Origin of the sequence: Corynebacterium uberis, from assembly GCF_020616335.1 — a bacterium.
Taxonomy (GTDB): Bacteria; Actinomycetota; Actinomycetes; order Mycobacteriales; family Mycobacteriaceae; genus Corynebacterium; species Corynebacterium uberis.
Window position 1 is genome coordinate 1,030,221 of sequence record NZ_CP085051.1, and the last position, 17,300, is coordinate 1,047,520.

Annotated in this window: 15 protein-coding genes; 10 read left to right on the forward strand and 5 right to left on the reverse strand. The window is 66.9% G+C overall.

Going from position 1 to position 17,300, the window contains the following annotated elements; translation table 11 throughout:
* Positions 1–3 precede the first annotated feature (3 nt).
* Genes LH390_RS04815 through LH390_RS04830 form a run of 4 tightly spaced genes read left to right on the forward strand, consistent with a single transcriptional unit; the run spans position 4 to position 4,094 of the window.
* Entirely contained in the window at positions 4–1,149 is a 1,146-nt protein-coding gene (locus LH390_RS04815; protein WP_227282369.1) for a THUMP-like domain-containing protein, read from the forward strand.
* Positions 1,150–1,209: 60 nt separating this feature from the next.
* Entirely contained in the window at positions 1,210–1,998 is a 789-nt protein-coding gene (locus LH390_RS04820) for an electron transfer flavoprotein subunit beta/FixA family protein (RefSeq protein WP_227282368.1), read from the forward strand.
* Positions 1,999–2,022: 24 nt separating this feature from the next.
* Complete coding sequence (locus tag LH390_RS04825) at positions 2,023–2,976, forward strand: electron transfer flavoprotein subunit alpha/FixB family protein (RefSeq protein WP_227282367.1); 954 nt, start codon at positions 2,023–2,025, stop codon at positions 2,974–2,976.
* A complete protein-coding gene (locus LH390_RS04830; RefSeq protein ID WP_227282366.1) occupies positions 2,973–4,094 on the forward strand; it encodes a cysteine desulfurase family protein in 1,122 nt (373 codons plus the stop codon). The genes LH390_RS04825 and LH390_RS04830 overlap by 4 nt, the downstream gene beginning before the upstream one ends.
* Here the strand turns inward: LH390_RS04830 and LH390_RS04835 are convergent.
* Positions 4,046–4,660: an esterase/lipase family protein gene (locus LH390_RS04835; RefSeq protein ID WP_227282365.1), complete on the reverse strand. Its 615-nt coding sequence runs from the start codon at positions 4,658–4,660 to the stop codon at positions 4,046–4,048. The genes LH390_RS04830 and LH390_RS04835 overlap by 49 nt on opposite strands.
* Between LH390_RS04835 and LH390_RS04840 the strand changes: the two genes are divergently transcribed.
* Positions 4,659–5,891, forward strand: coding sequence for an alpha/beta hydrolase (locus LH390_RS04840; RefSeq protein WP_227282364.1), 1,233 nt, complete (start codon positions 4,659–4,661; stop codon positions 5,889–5,891). The two genes, LH390_RS04835 and LH390_RS04840, sit on opposite strands and share 2 nt — an antisense overlap.
* Positions 5,888–8,182, forward strand: a complete 2,295-nt coding sequence (locus tag LH390_RS04845) for a bifunctional lysylphosphatidylglycerol flippase/synthetase MprF (RefSeq protein ID WP_227282363.1) — start codon at positions 5,888–5,890, stop codon at positions 8,180–8,182. Before LH390_RS04840 ends, LH390_RS04845 begins: the two co-directional genes overlap by 4 nt.
* Here LH390_RS04845 and LH390_RS04850 read toward each other — a convergent pair.
* Positions 8,153–10,144 (reverse strand): PTS sugar transporter subunit IIABC, encoded by a 1,992-nt coding sequence (locus LH390_RS04850; protein WP_227282362.1) that lies wholly within the window; start codon positions 10,142–10,144, stop codon positions 8,153–8,155. The two genes, LH390_RS04845 and LH390_RS04850, sit on opposite strands and share 30 nt — an antisense overlap.
* 282 nt (positions 10,145–10,426) lie before the next feature.
* Here LH390_RS04850 and LH390_RS04855 point away from each other — a divergent pair, with 282 nt between their 5' ends.
* The 3 genes from LH390_RS04855 to LH390_RS04865 are packed head-to-tail and all read left to right on the forward strand — an operon-like array spanning position 10,427 to position 13,578.
* Positions 10,427–11,641, forward strand: coding sequence for an HNH endonuclease signature motif containing protein (locus LH390_RS04855; RefSeq protein WP_227282361.1), 1,215 nt, complete (start codon positions 10,427–10,429; stop codon positions 11,639–11,641).
* Positions 11,642–11,687: 46 nt separating this feature from the next.
* Positions 11,688–12,785 carry a tRNA 2-thiouridine(34) synthase MnmA gene (gene mnmA, locus LH390_RS04860; protein ID WP_227282360.1) on the forward strand — a complete coding sequence of 366 codons (1,098 nt, stop codon included), beginning with the start codon at positions 11,688–11,690 and terminating at the stop codon, positions 12,783–12,785.
* Positions 12,786–12,795: 10 nt separating this feature from the next.
* A complete protein-coding gene (locus tag LH390_RS04865; protein ID WP_227282359.1) occupies positions 12,796–13,578 on the forward strand; it encodes a uroporphyrinogen decarboxylase/cobalamine-independent methonine synthase family protein in 783 nt (260 codons plus the stop codon).
* 41 nt (positions 13,579–13,619) lie between these two features.
* On the opposite strand, the gene LH390_RS04870 is transcribed toward LH390_RS04865, so the two are convergent.
* Both LH390_RS04870 and LH390_RS04875 read right to left on the reverse strand, forming a co-directional pair.
* A complete protein-coding gene (locus LH390_RS04870; protein ID WP_227282358.1) occupies positions 13,620–13,823 on the reverse strand; it encodes a heavy-metal-associated domain-containing protein in 204 nt (67 codons plus the stop codon).
* A gap of 8 nt (positions 13,824–13,831) precedes the next feature.
* On the reverse strand, positions 13,832–14,503 hold the full coding sequence (locus LH390_RS04875) for a 3'-5' exonuclease (protein ID WP_227282357.1): 672 nt from the start codon (positions 14,501–14,503) through the stop codon (positions 13,832–13,834).
* On the opposite strand from LH390_RS04875, the gene ligA reads away from it, so the two are divergent.
* Positions 14,478–16,622, forward strand: a complete 2,145-nt coding sequence (gene ligA, locus LH390_RS04880; RefSeq protein ID WP_399524601.1) for an NAD-dependent DNA ligase LigA — start codon at positions 14,478–14,480, stop codon at positions 16,620–16,622. The two genes, LH390_RS04875 and ligA, sit on opposite strands and share 26 nt — an antisense overlap.
* Here the strand turns inward: ligA and LH390_RS04885 are convergent.
* Positions 16,590–17,252, reverse strand: a complete 663-nt coding sequence (locus tag LH390_RS04885; protein ID WP_227282355.1) for an ACT domain-containing protein — start codon at positions 17,250–17,252, stop codon at positions 16,590–16,592. The two genes, ligA and LH390_RS04885, sit on opposite strands and share 33 nt — an antisense overlap.
* Positions 17,253–17,300: the final 48 nt, after the last annotated feature.

Consider the following 17,300-nt stretch of genomic DNA (forward strand, 5'->3'; position numbering starts at 1 on the left):
GCCGTGGCTTTTCGGCTGGATGAGGTGGAGTTTTTGGTCTCCCACCGCAGCCAGGTGGCGCAGGTGTGCGGGCAGCTGTCGGGTGCGCGCGCCGATGCGCTTGCCGACGCCGCCGTGCTGCGCTCCGCCTTCGGCCCGTACGCGCGCGCGGCCGCGGAGTGGAACTCGGCGACGGCCACCGGCAAGCTGCCGGCGGGTTGGCTCGCTGACCATGATGCGGCGCAGCAGGCCACGCCCGCCCCGGTGGCCCAGGTGCGGGCGCAGCGCCTGGCCCAGGCTTGCCCGGGCGCGGTGGTCCATGACGTGACCTGTTCGGTGGGCGCGGAGGCGCCGGCGGTGCAGGCCGCAGGGTTGGGCTACATCGGCTCCGATATTGATGCCTCGCGGGTGGCCATGGCCCGGCACAACGTCAGCGGTGGGTTGGTGTGCCGAGCGGATGCAACGACGGCGTCGAGTAGCGCACCGGTGATCATCGCGGATCCGGCGCGCCGGCGTGGGGGACGCAGGCTGCGCGACCCTGAGGAGCTGGACCCGCCATTGTCGGCGGTGGTGGAGGCGTGGCGGGGGCGCCACCTGGCGATCAAGTGTGCGCCGGGTATTGACTACGCCGACTGGGAGGGGCTGGTCAGCGTGGTTTCCGTCGACGGCGGGGTCAAGGAGGCGTGCTTGTATTCGCCGGGGCTGTCGGCAGGCTTGCGCCGCGAGGCGGTGGTCATCCGCGCCGGGCAGGTGGATCGGGTCACGGACGCGGACGGCTCGGAGGTGGCGGTCGCGCCGCCGGGCAGATTCATCATCGATCCGGATGGGGCGGTGGTGCGCGCCGGGCTGGTGCGCCATTTTGCGGCGCGCGAGGGGCTGTGGATGCTCGATGAGCGCATCGCGCACCTGAGCGGCGACCGCATCCCTGTGGGGTATCGCGGATTTCCATTCATCGAACAGGCGCCCGTGCGCAAGGCCCGGGAGGTGTTGCGCCGCCTCGATGTGGGGCGGGTGGAGATTTTGGTGCGCGGCGTGGACGTGGATCCGGACGTGCTGCGCAGGCAGTGGCGGTTGCGCGGCAGCCAGCCGGCCACGGTGGTCATCTCGCGCATCGGGCGCAGCGCGGTGGCGCTCGTCTGTGGCCCGGCTGTGGTCCGGCGGCCCGGCTGAGGGGCTGATGGCTACACTGGCGGGGAGCAAAAAAATCCTAAGTGAGAAGGGAAGTAGTGCATGCCCGCCATCGTGGTGCTGGTAAAGAACGTCCCGGATACGTGGTCGACCAAAACCCTGGAGGCTGACCACACCGTGGACCGGGATTCCGTCGACTGCATTCTTGATGAGGTCAATGAGTACGCCGTCGAGGCGGCGTTGCGGCTGCGCGATGATAACCCGGATGCCGGACTGAAGGTCATTGCGCTGACCGTGGGCCCGCAGCAGGCGGATAACGCGTTGCGCAAGGCGTTGGCCATGGGCGCCGATGACGCCATCCACGTCGTCGATGACGCCCTGGCCGGCTCGGACGTGCTGGCTACGGCGTGGACCGTGACGTGCGCGCTGGCGACGATCCCGGATGTCAGCCTGGTGGTGGCGGGCGATGCCTCCTCGGACGGGGCGGTGGGCGCGCTGCCCGGAATCCTCGGAGAGTACCGCCAGCAGCCGGCCTTGACTGCCGTGCATGATGTGGCGCTGGATGGCACTGAGATCACGGCGACCCGCGAGGACGCCCACGGCACCTACCGCCTGCGCGCGGCGCTTCCGGCGATTGTGTCGGTAACGGATAAGTCCGCTAAGCCGCGCTTTGCCAACTTTAAGGGCATCATGGCCGCGAAGAAGCATGAGATCAGCACGCTGAGCTTGGCGGCGATCGGGGTGACGGCGGAGCAGGTGGGCCTGGAGCATGCCGCCTCCGTGGTCACGGGCGCGACGCCGCGCCCGGCGCGCGCCGCGGGCACCACGATTTCCGGTGGGGATGCCGCACAGCGCGTCGCGGAGTTTTTGTCCGACGAGAAGCTGATCTAGCCAAAGCGAGGGAGAACAATACCTATGAGCACTGCTTATGTTCTTGTGGAATACACCGCCGAGGGGCTGGATAGCACCACCGGCGAGCTGATCACCGCGGCCCGCGTCTTCGGCGATGTTGCCGCGGTTGTGGTGGGGGAGCCGGGCACCGCGGAGGCGCTGCGCGAGCAGCTGGCCGAGCTGGGCGCGGCCACGGTCTACGCCGCGGAGGCCCAGGGGGCTTCCCAGCGGGTGGTCTTGCCTGCCGTCGATGCGCTGGCTGCCGTCGCTGGCTCCACCCCGGGGCCCATCGTGGTCGCAGGCGGGGTAGCGGGCAATGAGATCGCAGGGCGCCTGGCCGCCCGCCTGGCCTCTGGCCTGCTGCGCGACGTGGTGGGCATCAACGCCGATGGCACCGCCAACCAGTCCATCTTCGGCGATACCATCCAGGTCTCTAGCGCGGTGGGTGGTACCAGCCCGGTGTATACGCTGCGCCCGGGCGCTGTCGCGGCCGCGCCGCAGGCGGCCGCGGGCGAGCTGGTTGCCGTGGAGCTGCCGGAGCCGACGATCAAGGACGTCACCGTGGAGTCTTTCACCCCGGCGCAGCATGGGGATCGCCCGGAGCTGACGCAGGCGAAGGTGGTTGTCGCCGGCGGACGTGGGGTGGGCTCCCGGGAGAACTTCACCGAGTACGTAGAAAAGCTGGCGGATGCGCTTGGTGGCGCGGTGGGGGCAACCCGCGACGCGGTGGATCTGGGCTACTACGACGCCCAGTATCAGATCGGCCAGACGGGAGTGACGGTCTCCCCGGACTTGTACATTGGGGTGGGCATTTCCGGCGCCATTCAGCACACCTCCGGCATTCAGACGGCCAAGAAGATCGTTGCCATCAATAACGACGAAGATGCCGCGCTGTTCCAGCTGGCGGACCTGGGCGTGGTGGGAGATCTCTTTGAGGTTGTCCCCGCGTTGGTGGAAGAAATTGAGAAGCGCAAGTGAGCACCCAGCATTATCTTGACCACGCTGCGACCACCCCGATGCGCGAGGTCGCGGTGCGCGCCTGGGTGGACAACGCACAGGCGCTCAACCCGGGCGGGCAGTATGCGGCCGGCCGGGAGAGTCGGCGCATTCTTGACGAGTCCCGGGAGCGGGTCGCGGAGCTGCTGGGGGCGGACCCGGTGGAGGTCATTTTCACCGCCTCGGGCACGGAGGCAGACAACATCGCTGTCCAGGGCCTATTCCGGGCGTCGGATCGCCAGCGCATTGTCACCACCCCCATCGAACACCCGGCGGTGGCTGAGGCCATTGCCGCCACGGGAGCGCAGGTGGATTACCTGGGCGTGGATAGCACCGGACACGTCAGCCAGCTCGCCGCGCTGGATACCCCGGCGGCGCTGGTGGCGTGCATGATGGCCAACAATGAGACCGGCGCGATCCAGCCGCTCGATAAGGTGATCGCGGCGGCGCAGGCCACGGATACGCCCGTGCACGTCGATGCGGTGCAGGCAACGGGGCGGGTGCCCATTGATTTCCATGCGCTGGGCGCGACGACGCTGGCCGCATCCGGCCACAAGTTCGGCGGACCGCGCGGGGTGGGAGTGCTGCTGGCGCGGCGATCCCCGGCACCCCAGGCGCTGCTTTTCGGCGGCGGCCAGGAGCGCGGCATCCGGCCGGGCACCAATGATGTTGCCGGGGCGGCGGCGCTGGCCGCGGCGTTGGGTGAGGCGTGCGCGCAGCTCGACGAGGAAGCCACCCGGCTGGGCGGCCTGCGCGATCGCCTGCGCGAGCGCATCCTGGCGTCGATTCCGGACGTGGTGGTCAACACGCATGCACCGGCCATGGCGGGTCACCTGAGCGTGTCTTTCCCCGGGGCTGAGGGAGATAGCCTGATCATGCTTCTCGACGCCGCCGGGTTCGCCGCATCCACGGGCTCTGCCTGCCACGCGGGGGTCAACCGCGCCTCCTCCGTCCTGCTAGCCATGGGGGTAGCCGAGGGGCCCGCACGCGGGACGGTGCGTTTTACCCTGGGGCGCACGACCACCGACGAGGATATCGATGCGCTGGTGGCTCAGCTGCCGGCGATCGTGGAGCGCGCCCGCGTCGCCGGGATGGCCTGAACTACCAGGTGATCCAGGGCGCGCAGCCCTGAGTGGCTGACCTTGGCTACCTCGACGACTTCGCCGAGCCGGGACGACCACTGGGGCACCACCCGGTCGCCGTCGGAGACGATGGAGACGATGCGCACACCGGGCGCGGCGGGGGCGTCGATACGCGGGCTATACCACGTGTCCATGCCCCGCCAGTTGGCCCCGAGCCCCACGATGGTGCCGATTTTTCCGGCGAACTCGGGGCGGGCGGCCAGCTGTAGGCCGATCAGTCCGCCGAGCGAGTGGCCCACGATGTCAAAGCGCGGCAGGTGGGACAGCTTGGCCGCCAGCCGATCCAGGATGGGTTGGTGGCGCCCGAACCCCAAAAAGCCGTAGGCGGGGGTGTGCACGGTGCATCCGCAACGGCGCAGGGAGGCCGCAATGCGCCACATTGATAGTGGCAGGGATGCGGAGCCATGGAGGGCGACGACAACTGGGTCCATGCCGTCATAGTACTGCCGGATGCCTGTGAGTTCCGCCGCAAGGTTCTTTTGGGTGCAGAACTTAGTTTCTGCTTCAGGTAAAAATACATCCATGACTTGGTTTTTAGAGCTCTCGCTCGTTTCACCAATTGCGAGAGCCTGCTACGCGCTCGCCTGGATTGCCGCCATGGTCTGCGCGCTGCGATACGGGACGCGAAAGGCCCGAATCGGCGGCTTCGCCGTGGCAGCAGTGCTCACGGTCCTGGCGTGGGCGATCCTCGAGGTGTGGTGGAAACCCTTCCCCGATCGGGTCATGCCGGTGGTCTACCTCGCCGGCGGCGGGGCGGTGGCCTGCCTGGCAGGCGTGGTCACCCACCGGGGTCGGCGCGTAGTCATGGCCGCCGCAACGATCGGCGCGCTCATCGGAGCACTCGGCGTGTTTAACCTCATCTACCAGCAGTATCCCACCGTGCGTTCGCTCAGCGCCCAGCTCAATGCCCAGTCGATGACCTATGAGCAGTTCCGCACCGTCACCGCCGCCCCGCAACGCGACGGCGGACCGGTGGGCGCTCTGGTGGATGTGGACCTGCCCGGTTCCTTCGCCGCCCGCACCGCCGTGGCGTGGGTGCCGCCGGCCTATTGGACCCAGCCGCAGCGCCAGCTGCCCGTCCTGGTGCTCATGGCCGGCAATCCCGGTCGGCCCCAGCAGTGGTTCAGCAACGGCGCGGCCGTGGCCACCGCGGATGAATACCAGGCCACCCACAACGGCGTGGCGCCGATCATCGTCAGCGTGGACGGCACCGGTTCCTTTACCGGCAACCCGCTGTGCACCGATAGCTCCGAGGGGGCGGTGATGACCTACCTGTCTACGGACGTGCCGGCCGCCATCAAGGAACGCTTCCGCGTCAACCCGGACCAATCCACGTGGACCATCGGCGGGCTGAGCTACGGCGGCACCTGCGCGCTCCAGGTGGCCACCGCCCACCCCCGCGCCTACGGCAACTTCCTGGACTTCTCCGGCCAGGCCGAGCCCACGCTCGGCGACCACCAGGCCACCGTGGAGCACTTCTTCGACGGCGACGAGGAGCGCTTCCAAGACATCAACCCGGCGACCCTCCTCGCCCGCGGAAACCCCGACTTTGCCCATGTCGCCGGGCGTTTTGTCGCCGGTGAGAAGGACAAGGAATCCCGCGCCGCGCTCACCGAGCTTAACGACGCCGCCCGCGCCGCCGGGATGGACACCACCTTCACCACCGTACGCGGGGGCCACTCCTACCAGGTGTGGCGAGAGGCCCTCCGTCATACTTTCGACTGGGTTGCCCAGCGGGGTAGGTTGGCAGAATGACCAGACAGCTTTTCGCCGTCGTGCGGCGCACGCCCGCCACTTTTGTCCTGGCGGCCATGATCTGGATCGTGCGGTGGACCGTCGGGCCGGACACCTTTGACCTCTGGGATAGCCTCGGCGTGTGGATGCCCTACCGCATCAATGACCCTCACCTCCTGCTCGCCGGCCTGACGGCGAGCACGGGCATGGGGGCGATCATCTCCACCGGCGCCATCCTGGTGCTGGTGCTCGGCTCGGAGATGGTGCTGGGCACCCGCAAGATGCTCGCCGTCGCGGCGGCCATGCAGATCTTTGCCACGCCGGTGGGGTTGATGATCGCCCAATCCGTCGAAGAGGTCGGCCTTAACCGCTGGGGGGCTGACCTGCTTAACCAGGCGTTTGTCAGCCCCGTGGGCTGGATCTGCGGCACGGCGGCATTTGCCACCGGGCACATGCCCGTCCTGTGGCGGCGGCGCATCGCCGGCTGGCTGGTCACCCTCACCGCCACCCTGGTGCTCTTTTCCGGCAGCCTGGGCGACTTTGTGGGCCTGGCCACCACGATCCTGGGCCTGCTCGCCCGCAACGTGAACTCGGTGCGCCGGATGTCCCTGCGCGAGACCCGAGTGCTGGTGGCCATGGTGCTCGCCGCCGTGGGCTTGGGACCGGTGATCTCCGCGTTTAACCCGCTGGCGCAAAGCCCCCTGTCCGCCGTCGGGGAACTGGCCTGGTGGCCGGCGGTCATCGACCTGGTGCCGCTGATTGTGCAGGCGGTGCTCATCCTGGGGCTGGTGCGCGGCCGCCGCCTAGCGTGGTGGCTGTCGCTGGGATTCCAGATTCTTTCCTGCCTGGTCATCGCCGTACACGTGGTGGCGCGCCGGGAGGCCTATGACGGTTCGGTGATCTACCAGGCAAACATCCTGTCTAGCCTGAGCCCGTGGCTGGCGTGTATCGCGGTGCTGGTGGTCACGCGCCGGGCTTTCCAGGTGCGTATTGCGTTGGCCCGCGTGGGCCGGTTTGTGCTGCGCTCCGCCGCGGCGTTCGGGGCGACTAGCGGCCTGTGGTTTGTGGGGGCGTGGCTGTTGCGCCGCCAGTTCGCGCCGCATGCGACGATGGACATGATTATCTCGCAGTGGCTGACGCGCTACGTCCCGCCGGCGGTGCGGGTGTACCCGCAGTGGCCGTTGCGTCCGGATTCCACCGCGGCCTGGCTGCTCTACGAGTGGGTGGGCTCCCTGTTCTGGATTGCGGTGGCCGTGGCGTTGTACGTGCTGCTGATGTCGGTGCCGGATCGTGCGGTGGCGGCTGATCGGATGGTGGCTCGCCAGATCATGGCTGCTGGCAGCGGAGACCACCTCCAGGCGATGACGGTGTGGCCGGGCAATAGGTACTGGTTCAATGAGGCGCGCGACGGCTACGTGGCGTTCCGGGTCCGCAACGGCGTGGCGGTGACGGTTGGTCAGCCGGTGGGCAGCGCTGCGGTGGAGGAATTGGCTGCGGGCTTTGAAAAGTTTGCGGCGGCCCAGGGCTGGACGGTGGCGTGGTATTCGGTGAATGCGGACTTCGCGCGAGATCGCGCCGCGCATGGCTTTAAGCGCGTGCAGGTGGCTGAGGAGTCCTTGATGCTGACCGAGTGCACGGACTTTAAGGGCAAGAAGTTCCAGAACGTGCGCACCGCCCGCAATCGCGCGGTCAAGGAGGGCGTGGAGGCCGTGTGGACGACGTGGGCGGAGGCTGGCCCGGCACTGCGGGACAAGATCACCGCCCTGTCGGAGGAGTGGGTGGCCGATAAGGCGCTGCCGGAGATGGGCTTTACCCTGGGCACCCTCGACGAGCTGGCGGAGCCGGGAACGCGGCTGCTGCTGGCCATCGACGGCCAGGGCCGTGTCCATGGCGTGACCAGCTGGTTGCCGGTCTACGAGCACGGCCAGTTAGCCGGTTTGACGTTGGACTTCATGCGCCGGGATCGGGAGGGCTTCCGCCCGGTCATCGAGTTCTTGCTGGCGGAGGCCGCGGTGGCCGCCCGGGAGGAGGGGCTGGAGTGGGTGTCGCTGTCGGGAGCGCCGCTGGCGCGGTCGAGCGAGGCGAAGAGCTTTTTGGATCAAGCCCTGGATCGGGTGGGCCATACGATGGAGCCGTTCTATGGCTTCCGCACGTTGGCCGCGTCGAAGTACAAGTTCAACCCGACCCACGAGCCGTGGTATTTGGTCTACCGCGATGAGTTGACCTTGCCGGCCATCGCCATCGCGGTGTCGGGCTGCTACTTGCCGCAGTTTGGCATCGGGTTACTTTTGAACCGGGTCCCGGCGTCCTAGCCGCACCTTCTTGACCTCCCGGCCGGTCTCGACGTCGGAGTCCTTGAAGCCGAACAGCCAGGTCAGGACGAAGGCGACGCCGGCGGCCACCGCGGAGGCGATCCAGAATCCCCAGAAGCTGAAGTCCAGGCCTTCTGGGTTGACAAAGCTGGTGAATCCGATGAGCGATCCGGTAAAGCCCCACATGTTGACCTTGAACAGGCCGGTGAGCAGGCCGCCACAGGCGCCGCCGATGGAGGCCATGATGAAGGTCCGCCCGTATTTCAGGTTGACGCCGTACATGGCCGGCTCGGTGATGCCACAGAAGGCGGCGATGGCCGCGGAGCCGGAGAGCTCCTTGACCTTGAGCAGCCGGGACTTGAAGAACACGGCCAGGACCGCCCCGCCCTGGGCGACCATGGTCGCGGAGATGATGGCGTTGAGCGGGGAGTTGCCGTTGAGCGCGATGTCTTGGGCCACCAGGGGGATGACGGCCCAGTGCAGGCCGAAGATGACCAGGGACTGGTAGAACCCGCCGATGAACAGCCCGGAGATGGTCGGGGAGAGGTCATAGAGCGCCTGGATGCCGTTGGCAATGCCGGTGGAGATGAACATGACCACGGGGCCCAGGAGCAGCAGGATTGCCAGGGAGACCACCACGACCTCCACCAGGGGCAGGAAGATCATGCGCACGGTGGTTGGGATGAAGCGCTTGAGCTGGGGTTCGAGGATGGAGGCCAGCCAGGCGGCGACGATGATGGGGAAGATGGAGTAAGAGTACTGGGCTACGTGGAAGGGCAGCCCGAAGAAGTCCGCGTTGAGGGGCATACCCAGCAGGCTGGAGGAGGCATCGCCTTCCGCCAGTTTGATGATGGCGGGGTAGGTGATCACACCGCCGATGATGGCCACGATGATGGGGTCCGCGCCGAGCCTGCGTGCGGCGGTAAAGCCGACGAAGATGGGCAGGAAGTAGAACACGGCGTCACTCATCGCGTCGATGAGGATGAAGGTGGATGACGTCTTGGTGATGACGTCAAAGTTCAGCAGCAGGGACAGGATTCCCTTGATAATGCCGGAGGCGGCCAGCAGTCCAATGACCGGAATCATGGACCCGGTGATCACACCGATGAGGGAGGCAAAGCCATGCTTGACCCATCCCCAGGTGGTCGTGGGCTTGTCGACGTCCCCCGCCAGCGCAGGGGCATCATCGGCACCGCCGAGCTGCGCAGCCAGGGTGTCATAGAGGTCCTCCACACCGGGGCCGATGACCACTTGATATTGCCCGCCGGCGCGGATGATCTCGATGACCCCGTCGAGACCCTGCAGATACTCAGTGCGGGCCTGGGATTCGTCCTTGAGGTTGAAGCGCAGCCGGGTGATGCAGTGGGTGTGGTTGCGAATATTCTCAGCGCCACCGACCCCGTCAATGATGGCGGCGGCCAGCTGGTCCTGGCTCAGTGGGGCGACGGCGGCGGCAGGCTGCTCATCCTGCGGCTGCTGCTGCTCAGGCTCGTCCTCGCCGCTGCGGACGATTGTTGCCGCCGGGTCGCCTGCGCTCACGGTTCCCACGTGGGCGTCGATACGCTCGCAGGTGGTGGCTGAGTTGGTGACGGCGACGATGGTGCAGGTGGACTTGCCTTCCTGCGCAACAAGCTCGGTGTCCCAGGTGGCGATGGCGTCGCCTGCCTGGACCTGATCGCCCTTGACCACGCTCAGCGCGAAGGGGCGTCCCTGCAGCTCAACGGTGTCGATGCCCAGGTGGACCAGCACGTCTAGGCCGTCTTCGGTATGCAGTCCGATGGCATGGCTGGTCCGCGCCACCATGGTCACCGTGCCGGTGACGGGGGAGACGACGGTGGTGTCCGTGGGATCGGCGATGCCAAAGCCTTGGCCTAGGGCGCCTTTGGCAAAGGTGGGATCGGGGACATCGGCCAGGTCAATAACGGTGCCTGAGACCGGTGCTACTAGGGATTGTGTGGCCATCCGTGGGCTCCTTTGGAAGCGGTCATGCAACTTTCGGTTCAGGTTAACACCGGGGGGAGAAAGCGGGATGGTTTTTGGCCAATCAGTGCTGCCGCACTAGTAAGTGCATTCGAGGCGGCCTGGGGCTAAGTGGTGCCGGTCAATGGTGGAGCCTTAACTGTACAACCTGGGCTGATGAACCTTGACGCGGTGGTGGAAGGGAGTATAGTGGGAGGGGAACATGTGAACGGGGACTGAGCGTACCGGGGGGAGAGCATGCCCCCGGAGGGGGGAGGCCTTGAAATGCCCGTCACACCAGACTGTTACTTCACTGTCAATGACCCGGAAAATCCGGTAGCTGTGCACTATCGGGACATTGTGCGCGCAACCCATCTTTTCTGGGAATCCCAGGTTCCGCGCGGTGATGAGGCCATGCGCACGTCCGTGGCCCGGCTGGTCAAGGACACGGGCGCGCGGCCGTACACGTTGAAAAACTCGATCATCGTGGGACTGGATGTACTGTCTCGGCTGCCGTTGCTCAACGCGCTTCAGCATGAGTTGTTTCATCTGGACCTGGATCGGGTGACGGCAATTGGCAGGCTCATGGAGGCTGTTGATCGGGAGGATTTCGGGGACGTCGATAGGCATTTGACTGCGTATCTCACGCCCACGGTTCCCGGGCAGGCGCTTCCTACGGTGCGGCAATTGGAAGCCAAGCTCACCGAGATTATTCGGGCGCTGGATCCGGAGATTATTCCGGGCCAAAAGGAGCCGCCGCGTCAACGCCGCTACGGGGTAGACCATAACGATGTCACCTCCGATTTCCTTATCACGCTGGACCTTGATGAAGGCGTGTGGCTAGACAAGCTCGTGCGGGCCCGTGCGGCCAAGGACAACACCACCCTGGGGGAGGCGTTCGTCGCCCTGGTCAAGGAGAAGAGCACCACCCGAGTGGTCCTCAACCTGTATAAGGCCACAGATATTGAGGCCGCCCCGGCGTGGATGCCGCAGGCCGGTTGGCTCAGCGAGCGTTCCCAGCGGCAGTGGGAGTCCATGGTGACGCAGGTGCGCGACATGGACAGCGCGCGTACCGAATACACCGCGGCCCACGATGCCACCCGGGGATTGTCGGCGTGGGTGGATGGGCGTGACGGCACCTGCCGCTTCCCGGGCTGTACCCATCCCGCTGACACCGCGCAGCAGGACCATCGGATCAACCACCACGAGGGGGGATCTACCAGCTGCGACGGCCTGGCCAACCTGTGCCAGCATCATCACAATATGAAAACCGATGGGGTGGTGCGCTACCTCCTCGACCCATCCACCGGCATTGCCGTGTGGATGATGGATGATGCCACCTGGCAAGTATCGGTGCCCAGCGGCCCGCTGAGTTGCCGGGGAATCGCCTGGGCGCGCACCATTGCGCAGTACCGCAGCCAGCGGTGCGAGCGTGCCCGCGAACTGGCGCGCAGGGCCGCGCGGGAGGAGGTCGGTTTGGATACTCGCCCATGGTGGTGACTACACTCGTGTCCCGCACAAAGACGCGAAGAGAAGGGGTGATGGTGTGCGGGTCCTTGCCGCCATGAGCGGGGGAGTAGATTCCTCCGTTGCCGCCGCCCGTGCCATGGAAGCCGGGCATGAGGTCATCGGGGTGCACCTTGCACTCTCCCGCGACCCGCAAGCCGTGCGCGAGTCCTCGCGCGGGTGTTGCTCGCTGGAGGATTCCGCCGACGCTCGCCGCGTGTGCGACAAGCTGGGCATCCCCTTCTACGTCTGGGACTTTTCTGATCGCTTTAAAGAAGAGGTCATCGACGACTTCGTGGACTCCTACGCCCATGGCGAAACCCCCAACCCCTGCCTGCGCTGCAATGAGAAAATCAAGTTCGCAGCCCTGCTGGAGCGTGGCCTCGCCCTGGGCTTTGACGCCGTGGTCACCGGCCACTACGCGCAGTTGACGCTCCCGCAGGATGGCGGCGACGGCTACCTGCGCCGCTCCGTGGACCCTAACAAGGACCAGTCCTATGTCCTGGGAGTACTCGGCGCCCACGAGTTGGCACACTGCATGTTCCCCGTGGGCGACACTCACAAGCCGCAGATCCGGGAGGAAGCGGCGCGGCATGGGTTCTCCACGGCCTCGAAGCCGGACTCCTATGACATTTGCTTCATCCCGGACGGTGACACCAAGGCCTTCCTGGGGGCCCACATTGGGCTGCGCCCCGGGGCGATCGTTGATACTGAAGGCCACACGCTGCGCGAGCATGACGGGGTGTACGGCTTTACTATCGGCCAACGCAAAGGGCTAGATATTAAAACTCCGACGCCGGACGGGACGCCCCGCTACGTCACAGACATCGACGCGCGCACCGGCACGGTCACGGTGGGGTCCCGGGCGGACCTCGCCGTCACCAGCATCGAGGCGGACCGGTTGAAGATCCTGCACCCCGCCATGGACGGAATCTTTGACGCCCAGGTCCAGGTGCGCGCCCACGGCGGCGTGGTGGACTGCCGCGCCCAGGTGGATCGCACGCGCGACCAGATGCACCTTGAACTGGCGCAGCCGCTGTCCGGCGTGGCGCGCGGGCAGGCCGCTGTGGTCTATCTGCCCGACCCCGGCGGGGACATCGTGGTGGGCTCCGGCACCATCACCGGAACTGGCCGCTAAGCTGCCCCAGATGAGCACCATCTATGGGCTAGGCCCCATGCCCGGAACCTCCATCGCGCATGCTGCCAGCATGATCGATGGGGAGACCACCCTGCGCCACATTCCCCTCCTGCCGCAGCGGGGACTGACCTGCCAGGCCGTGGCCTATACCGTGGCGCACCTTGAGGGGGTCTACATCGAACGCGGTCCCCGCAGCTGGCGGTTGTGCCCCCGCCCAAGCCTGCTGAGCCGGCAGGCTCGAGACCAGGTGGAGCGGGACCGTGACGCGCTGGAGGCCGCGTGGTCGGGTCTGCGCGCCCCGCTCAAACAGCAGTTCCTTGGGCCCTGGACCTTAAGCGCGCGCCTGGAGCTTAGTTCGGGGCACCGCGTGCTCACCGACCGCTACGCGTTGGCTGACCTTCGCGCCGCCCTTGCCGGCGCTGCGGCGGCAAGCCCGTGGGATATTCAGCTCGACGAACCAGACCTTGGCCTGATCCTCGGTGGGAATGTGCCCGCCCCAACAGCTTTTCATGCCATTGATCCGGTCCCCGCCGAGCGAGTCGCCGCGGCCCTCAAACAGGTCGGCCACCAGTGGCTCAACCTGGCTGGAGTGCCGCCGCGGTGGTGGCGCGAGCTGTGCCTGTGGCCCCAGACGCTCATCGTGGACGCGATGGACCTTGACGCTGCCGCGCAGCGCCTCGACGCGGGCTTGCGCCTCGGGGTGGTAGAAGGTCACCCGGCGGCGCTGTCACACGAGGTGGGGGTTGACGCCGAGGACCTCATCGACGTGGTCAAGCGCGACTGGCCCGCCTAGGCCGAGCCCCCTAGCCCCCTAGCCCCCTAGCCCCCTAGCCCCTAGTCCAGGCGGTAGCCGGCTTCCTCGACGGCGGCGGCCACCGCATCGCGGTCCACGGTGCCCGCAGAGGTGATGGTCAGGTGGCCGTCGGTGTGGCTGACGGATACGTCGCTGACCCCAGGGATGGCGCTGACCTCCTCGCGCACCGCGTTCTCGCAGTGGCCGCAGGTCATGCCGGTGACGTGAAATTCAGTAGTAGTCATGTCAGCCATTATCCACGCATGGGCCAGGAGGTGTGGACGTCGGAGGCGTCGCGGTCGCGGGCCTCAAGGTAGGACTTGAACTCTGTCTGCATCTCGTAATAGCCCACGGCCTGGAACTCCATGAGCTCCTCGCAGGTCATCTCCACCAGGTCTGGGTAGAGCTTGGCCTGCCGCCAGGCGATGCGCGCGGCGGCCAGCGCGTCAGAGGTGGCCTCATGGGCGTTATCAATGCGCACCCCGTAGTGGGCGGACATGTCCGTGAGCGTGCGCTTGCCCTTGCGGTAGCGGTCCTTGAGCTTGTCTATGACAAAGGGGTCATAGACGGTGCCAGTGACGGTGAAGTCGCCCGTCAGCTGGCGCAGCACGGTCAGGTCATAGGCGGCGTTGAACACGATGAGCGTGAGCCCCTCCTCCCAACCCGCGCGGATGGCTGCCACGGTTTCTGCCAGGACCTCATCGTGGGGGCGCCCATGCTCGCGGGCGTATTCGGTGGTGATGCCATGGACCTTTTGTGCCCCCTCGGGGATCTCGATGCCGGGATCGGCGAGTGACTCGCTGGGGTGGGCCCCGGCGGCGTCGATACGCACCATGGCGGAGGTGACAATGCGCGCTTCCATCGGGTTGGCGGAGGTGGTCTCCAGGTCGAAGGACAGCATGGCGGAGGGGGAGAAGTGGCTCATGGGCACAACCCTACTTTCCGCCTGGGACCCACCGATAGAATCGGAAGGCGTGACTGACACCAAGGACAATAATGAGCAGCTGCGCCGTCATTGGGATGAGCTTGCCTCCGCCGTGCGCTACCACCGGCAGCGCTATTACAACGGCACCCCCGAACTGCCGGACGGAGAATTTGACGCATTATTTTCCCAGCTCGTGGCCCTGGAGAAGGACCACCCGGAGCTTGCGGTGCCGGATAGTCCCACCATGGAAGTGGGTGCCCCAACCCCGGAGGGGTCCAACTTTGCGGACGTCACCCACCTCGAACGCATGTACTCATTGGACAACGTCTTTTCCGCCGAAGAACTCGCCGACTGGCTGGCCCGCACCCCCGCCCCGGCCTACCTGACGGAACTGAAAATCGACGGCCTGTCCATCGACCTGGTCTACCGGGACGGCCACCTGGAGCGCGCCGCCACCCGCGGCGACGGCACCACGGGCGAGGACATCACCGCCAACGCCAAGGTCATCTCGGACATCCCCCACCAGCTCACCGGAACCAGAGAATACCCCGTCCCAGCCTTGGTGGAGATTCGTGGCGAAGTCTTCATCGCCGTGGAAGACTTCGCGGACGTCAACGAGCAGCGCCAGGCAGCCGGAGGCAAGCCCTTTGCCAATCCCCGCAACGCCGCCGCGGGCTCCTTGCGGCAGAAAAATGTCGAAGACGTCCGCCGCCGCCGACTGCGCATGATCTGCCACGGCATCGGCGCCCGGGAGGGCTTTCACCCCACCACCCAGCACCAGGCCTACCAGGCCCTGCGGGCGTGGGGCCTGCCCGTCTCCGACTACACCCGCCAGGTGCACTCCGTCGAGGAAGTCCAGGAGCAGGTGGCCTACTGGGCACAGCACCGCCACGACGCCCTCCATGAGATGGACGGGCTGGTGATCAAGGTCGATGACATAGCCGAGCAACGCAAACTCGGCGCCACCAGCCGGGCGCCACGCTGGGCGATTGCCTACAAGTACCCACCCGAGGAGGTGACCACCCAGCTGCTGGACATCCGGGTGGGCGTGGGCCGCACCGGCCGGGTCACCCCGTTCGCGGTCATGGAACCCGTCCTGGTCGCCGGGTCCACCGTCGCCATGGCCACCCTGCACAACCAGACCGAGGTGGCCCGCAAGGGCGTGCTCATCGGGGATACGGTGGTCATCCGCAAGGCCGGAGAAGTTATCCCGGAGGTCCTCGGCCCCGTGGCGGAGCGCCGCGACGGCACCGAGCGCGCGTTCGTCTTTCCCGCCCTGTGCCCCGTATGCGGCACCCGCCTAGCCCCCCAGAAGGAAGACGACGCCGACTGGCGCTGCCCCAACCATCGCTCCTGCCCCGCGCAGCTGACCGCCCGGCTGACCTACCTGGCCGGGCGCGGCGCCTTTGACATCGAGGCGCTAGGGGAGAAGGGTGCGCGGGACCTCATCGCTTCCGGGGTGCTCAAGGACGAAGCCACCCTTTTTGACCTCACCGAGGAAGACCTGAAGGCCACCGCGGTCTATACCACCAAGAAAAAGACGGTCAACGCGGGCGGTCGGTCGCTCATCCGCAACCTCGAGCAGGCCCGCCACGCGCAGCTGTGGCGCGTCATCGTGGCACTGTCCATCCGGCACGTGGGCCCCACCGCCGCCCGCGCGCTCGCCGCACACTTCCACTCCCTGCCTGCGCTTGCCGACGCCCCCGCGGACGAGCTCGCGGACATCGACGGCGTCGGCACGATCATCGCCCAGTCCGTGGTGGACTGGTTCGCCGTGGACTGGCACCGCGGCATCGTTGCAGCGTGGGCGCGCGCCGGGGTGACCATGGAAGAAGACGCCCCAGAGGGTAAAGAGCTCACCCTTGACGGCTTGACCGTGGTGGTCACCGGAACGCTGGAGGGATTCACCCGGGACGGGGCGAAGGAGGCCATTGCCAGCCGCGGCGGCAAGGCCGCAGGTTCGGTGTCCAAGAAGACGGACTACGTGGTCGCCGGCCCCGGCGCCGGGTCCAAGGCCGCCAAGGCCGAGCAGCTGGGGGTGCCCATCCTTACAGAGGCGGAGTTTGTGGCCCTGCTGGCTGGTGAGTTAGGACAGGATGGCGCCGCAGACGGTAGCTAGATGCCCGAGGTGGCTGACCTCTGAGGCCAGGTAGTCCGGCCCCCCGGTGCGCCCGGTGACCACCACCAGGTTGGTGCCGGGCAGCGGGGCTGCGGCCAGCGCCGAGTCGAGCAGCGCCCACCCCCGCGGGATCCAGGCCTCCGTCTCCGGGTTGAGCACCCGGGCGGTGGTAATTGGGATGGACTCGGGGTTTTCGTGGTTATCCTCCGGGGCGGCGGAGGATCCGGCGACGCGGGTGACGGGATCGCTGGTGTCTAGCACCAGCGCCCAGGAGGAGGTCATGGACCTAGGTAGTACGCTGACCAGGACGTTCATGGCGCCGCGGACGTCGCGGGCGTGCTGGGCAACCTCGGCGAGCATGGCTATCTGGCCGCGCCTGTCCACCCTCCCGGAAAATGGGCGAATGGAGTCTACTAACACGCCGTCGACGGCCTGCGCGGCGCTGACCAGGACGTCGGCCATGGTGGCTGGCGGCAGCTCCACAACCAGGTCATCCATGGCGGTGCCGTCCGGAAATGTCTCCACCACGTCTACCGACTGAATGTTGGCGTTGATGCGCCCCATGGAGTCAGCCACGAGGGCGAGGCTGCCGGGGGAGTCGGGAAGAAGTACGCGGATAAGATAGGACATTGCTGTCAGCGGGCCTTTCTGGGGCGTGGTATCTGCCCCACATGATAG

Coding starts and splice junctions, on each gene's coding strand:
- LH390_RS04820 (WP_227282368.1), top strand. CDS start 1,210: ATGCCCGCCATCGTGGTGCTGGTAAAGAACGTCCCGGATACGTGGTCG.
- LH390_RS04825 (WP_227282367.1), top strand. CDS start 2,023: ATGAGCACTGCTTATGTTCTTGTGGAATACACCGCCGAGGGGCTGGAT.
- LH390_RS04840 (WP_227282364.1), top strand. CDS start 4,659: ATGACTTGGTTTTTAGAGCTCTCGCTCGTTTCACCAATTGCGAGAGCC.
- LH390_RS04835 (WP_227282365.1), bottom strand. CDS start 4,660: ATGGATGTATTTTTACCTGAAGCAGAAACTAAGTTCTGCACCCAAAAG.
- LH390_RS04845 (WP_227282363.1), top strand. CDS start 5,888: ATGACCAGACAGCTTTTCGCCGTCGTGCGGCGCACGCCCGCCACTTTT.
- LH390_RS04850 (WP_227282362.1), bottom strand. CDS start 10,144: ATGGCCACACAATCCCTAGTAGCACCGGTCTCAGGCACCGTTATTGAC.
- LH390_RS04855 (WP_227282361.1), top strand. CDS start 10,427: ATGCCCGTCACACCAGACTGTTACTTCACTGTCAATGACCCGGAAAAT.
- LH390_RS04865 (WP_227282359.1), top strand. CDS start 12,796: ATGAGCACCATCTATGGGCTAGGCCCCATGCCCGGAACCTCCATCGCG.
- LH390_RS04870 (WP_227282358.1), bottom strand. CDS start 13,823: ATGACTACTACTGAATTTCACGTCACCGGCATGACCTGCGGCCACTGC.
- ligA (WP_399524601.1), top strand. CDS start 14,478: ATGGCGGAGGGGGAGAAGTGGCTCATGGGCACAACCCTACTTTCCGCC.
- LH390_RS04875 (WP_227282357.1), bottom strand. CDS start 14,503: ATGAGCCACTTCTCCCCCTCCGCCATGCTGTCCTTCGACCTGGAGACC.
- LH390_RS04885 (WP_227282355.1), bottom strand. CDS start 17,252: ATGTCCTATCTTATCCGCGTACTTCTTCCCGACTCCCCCGGCAGCCTC.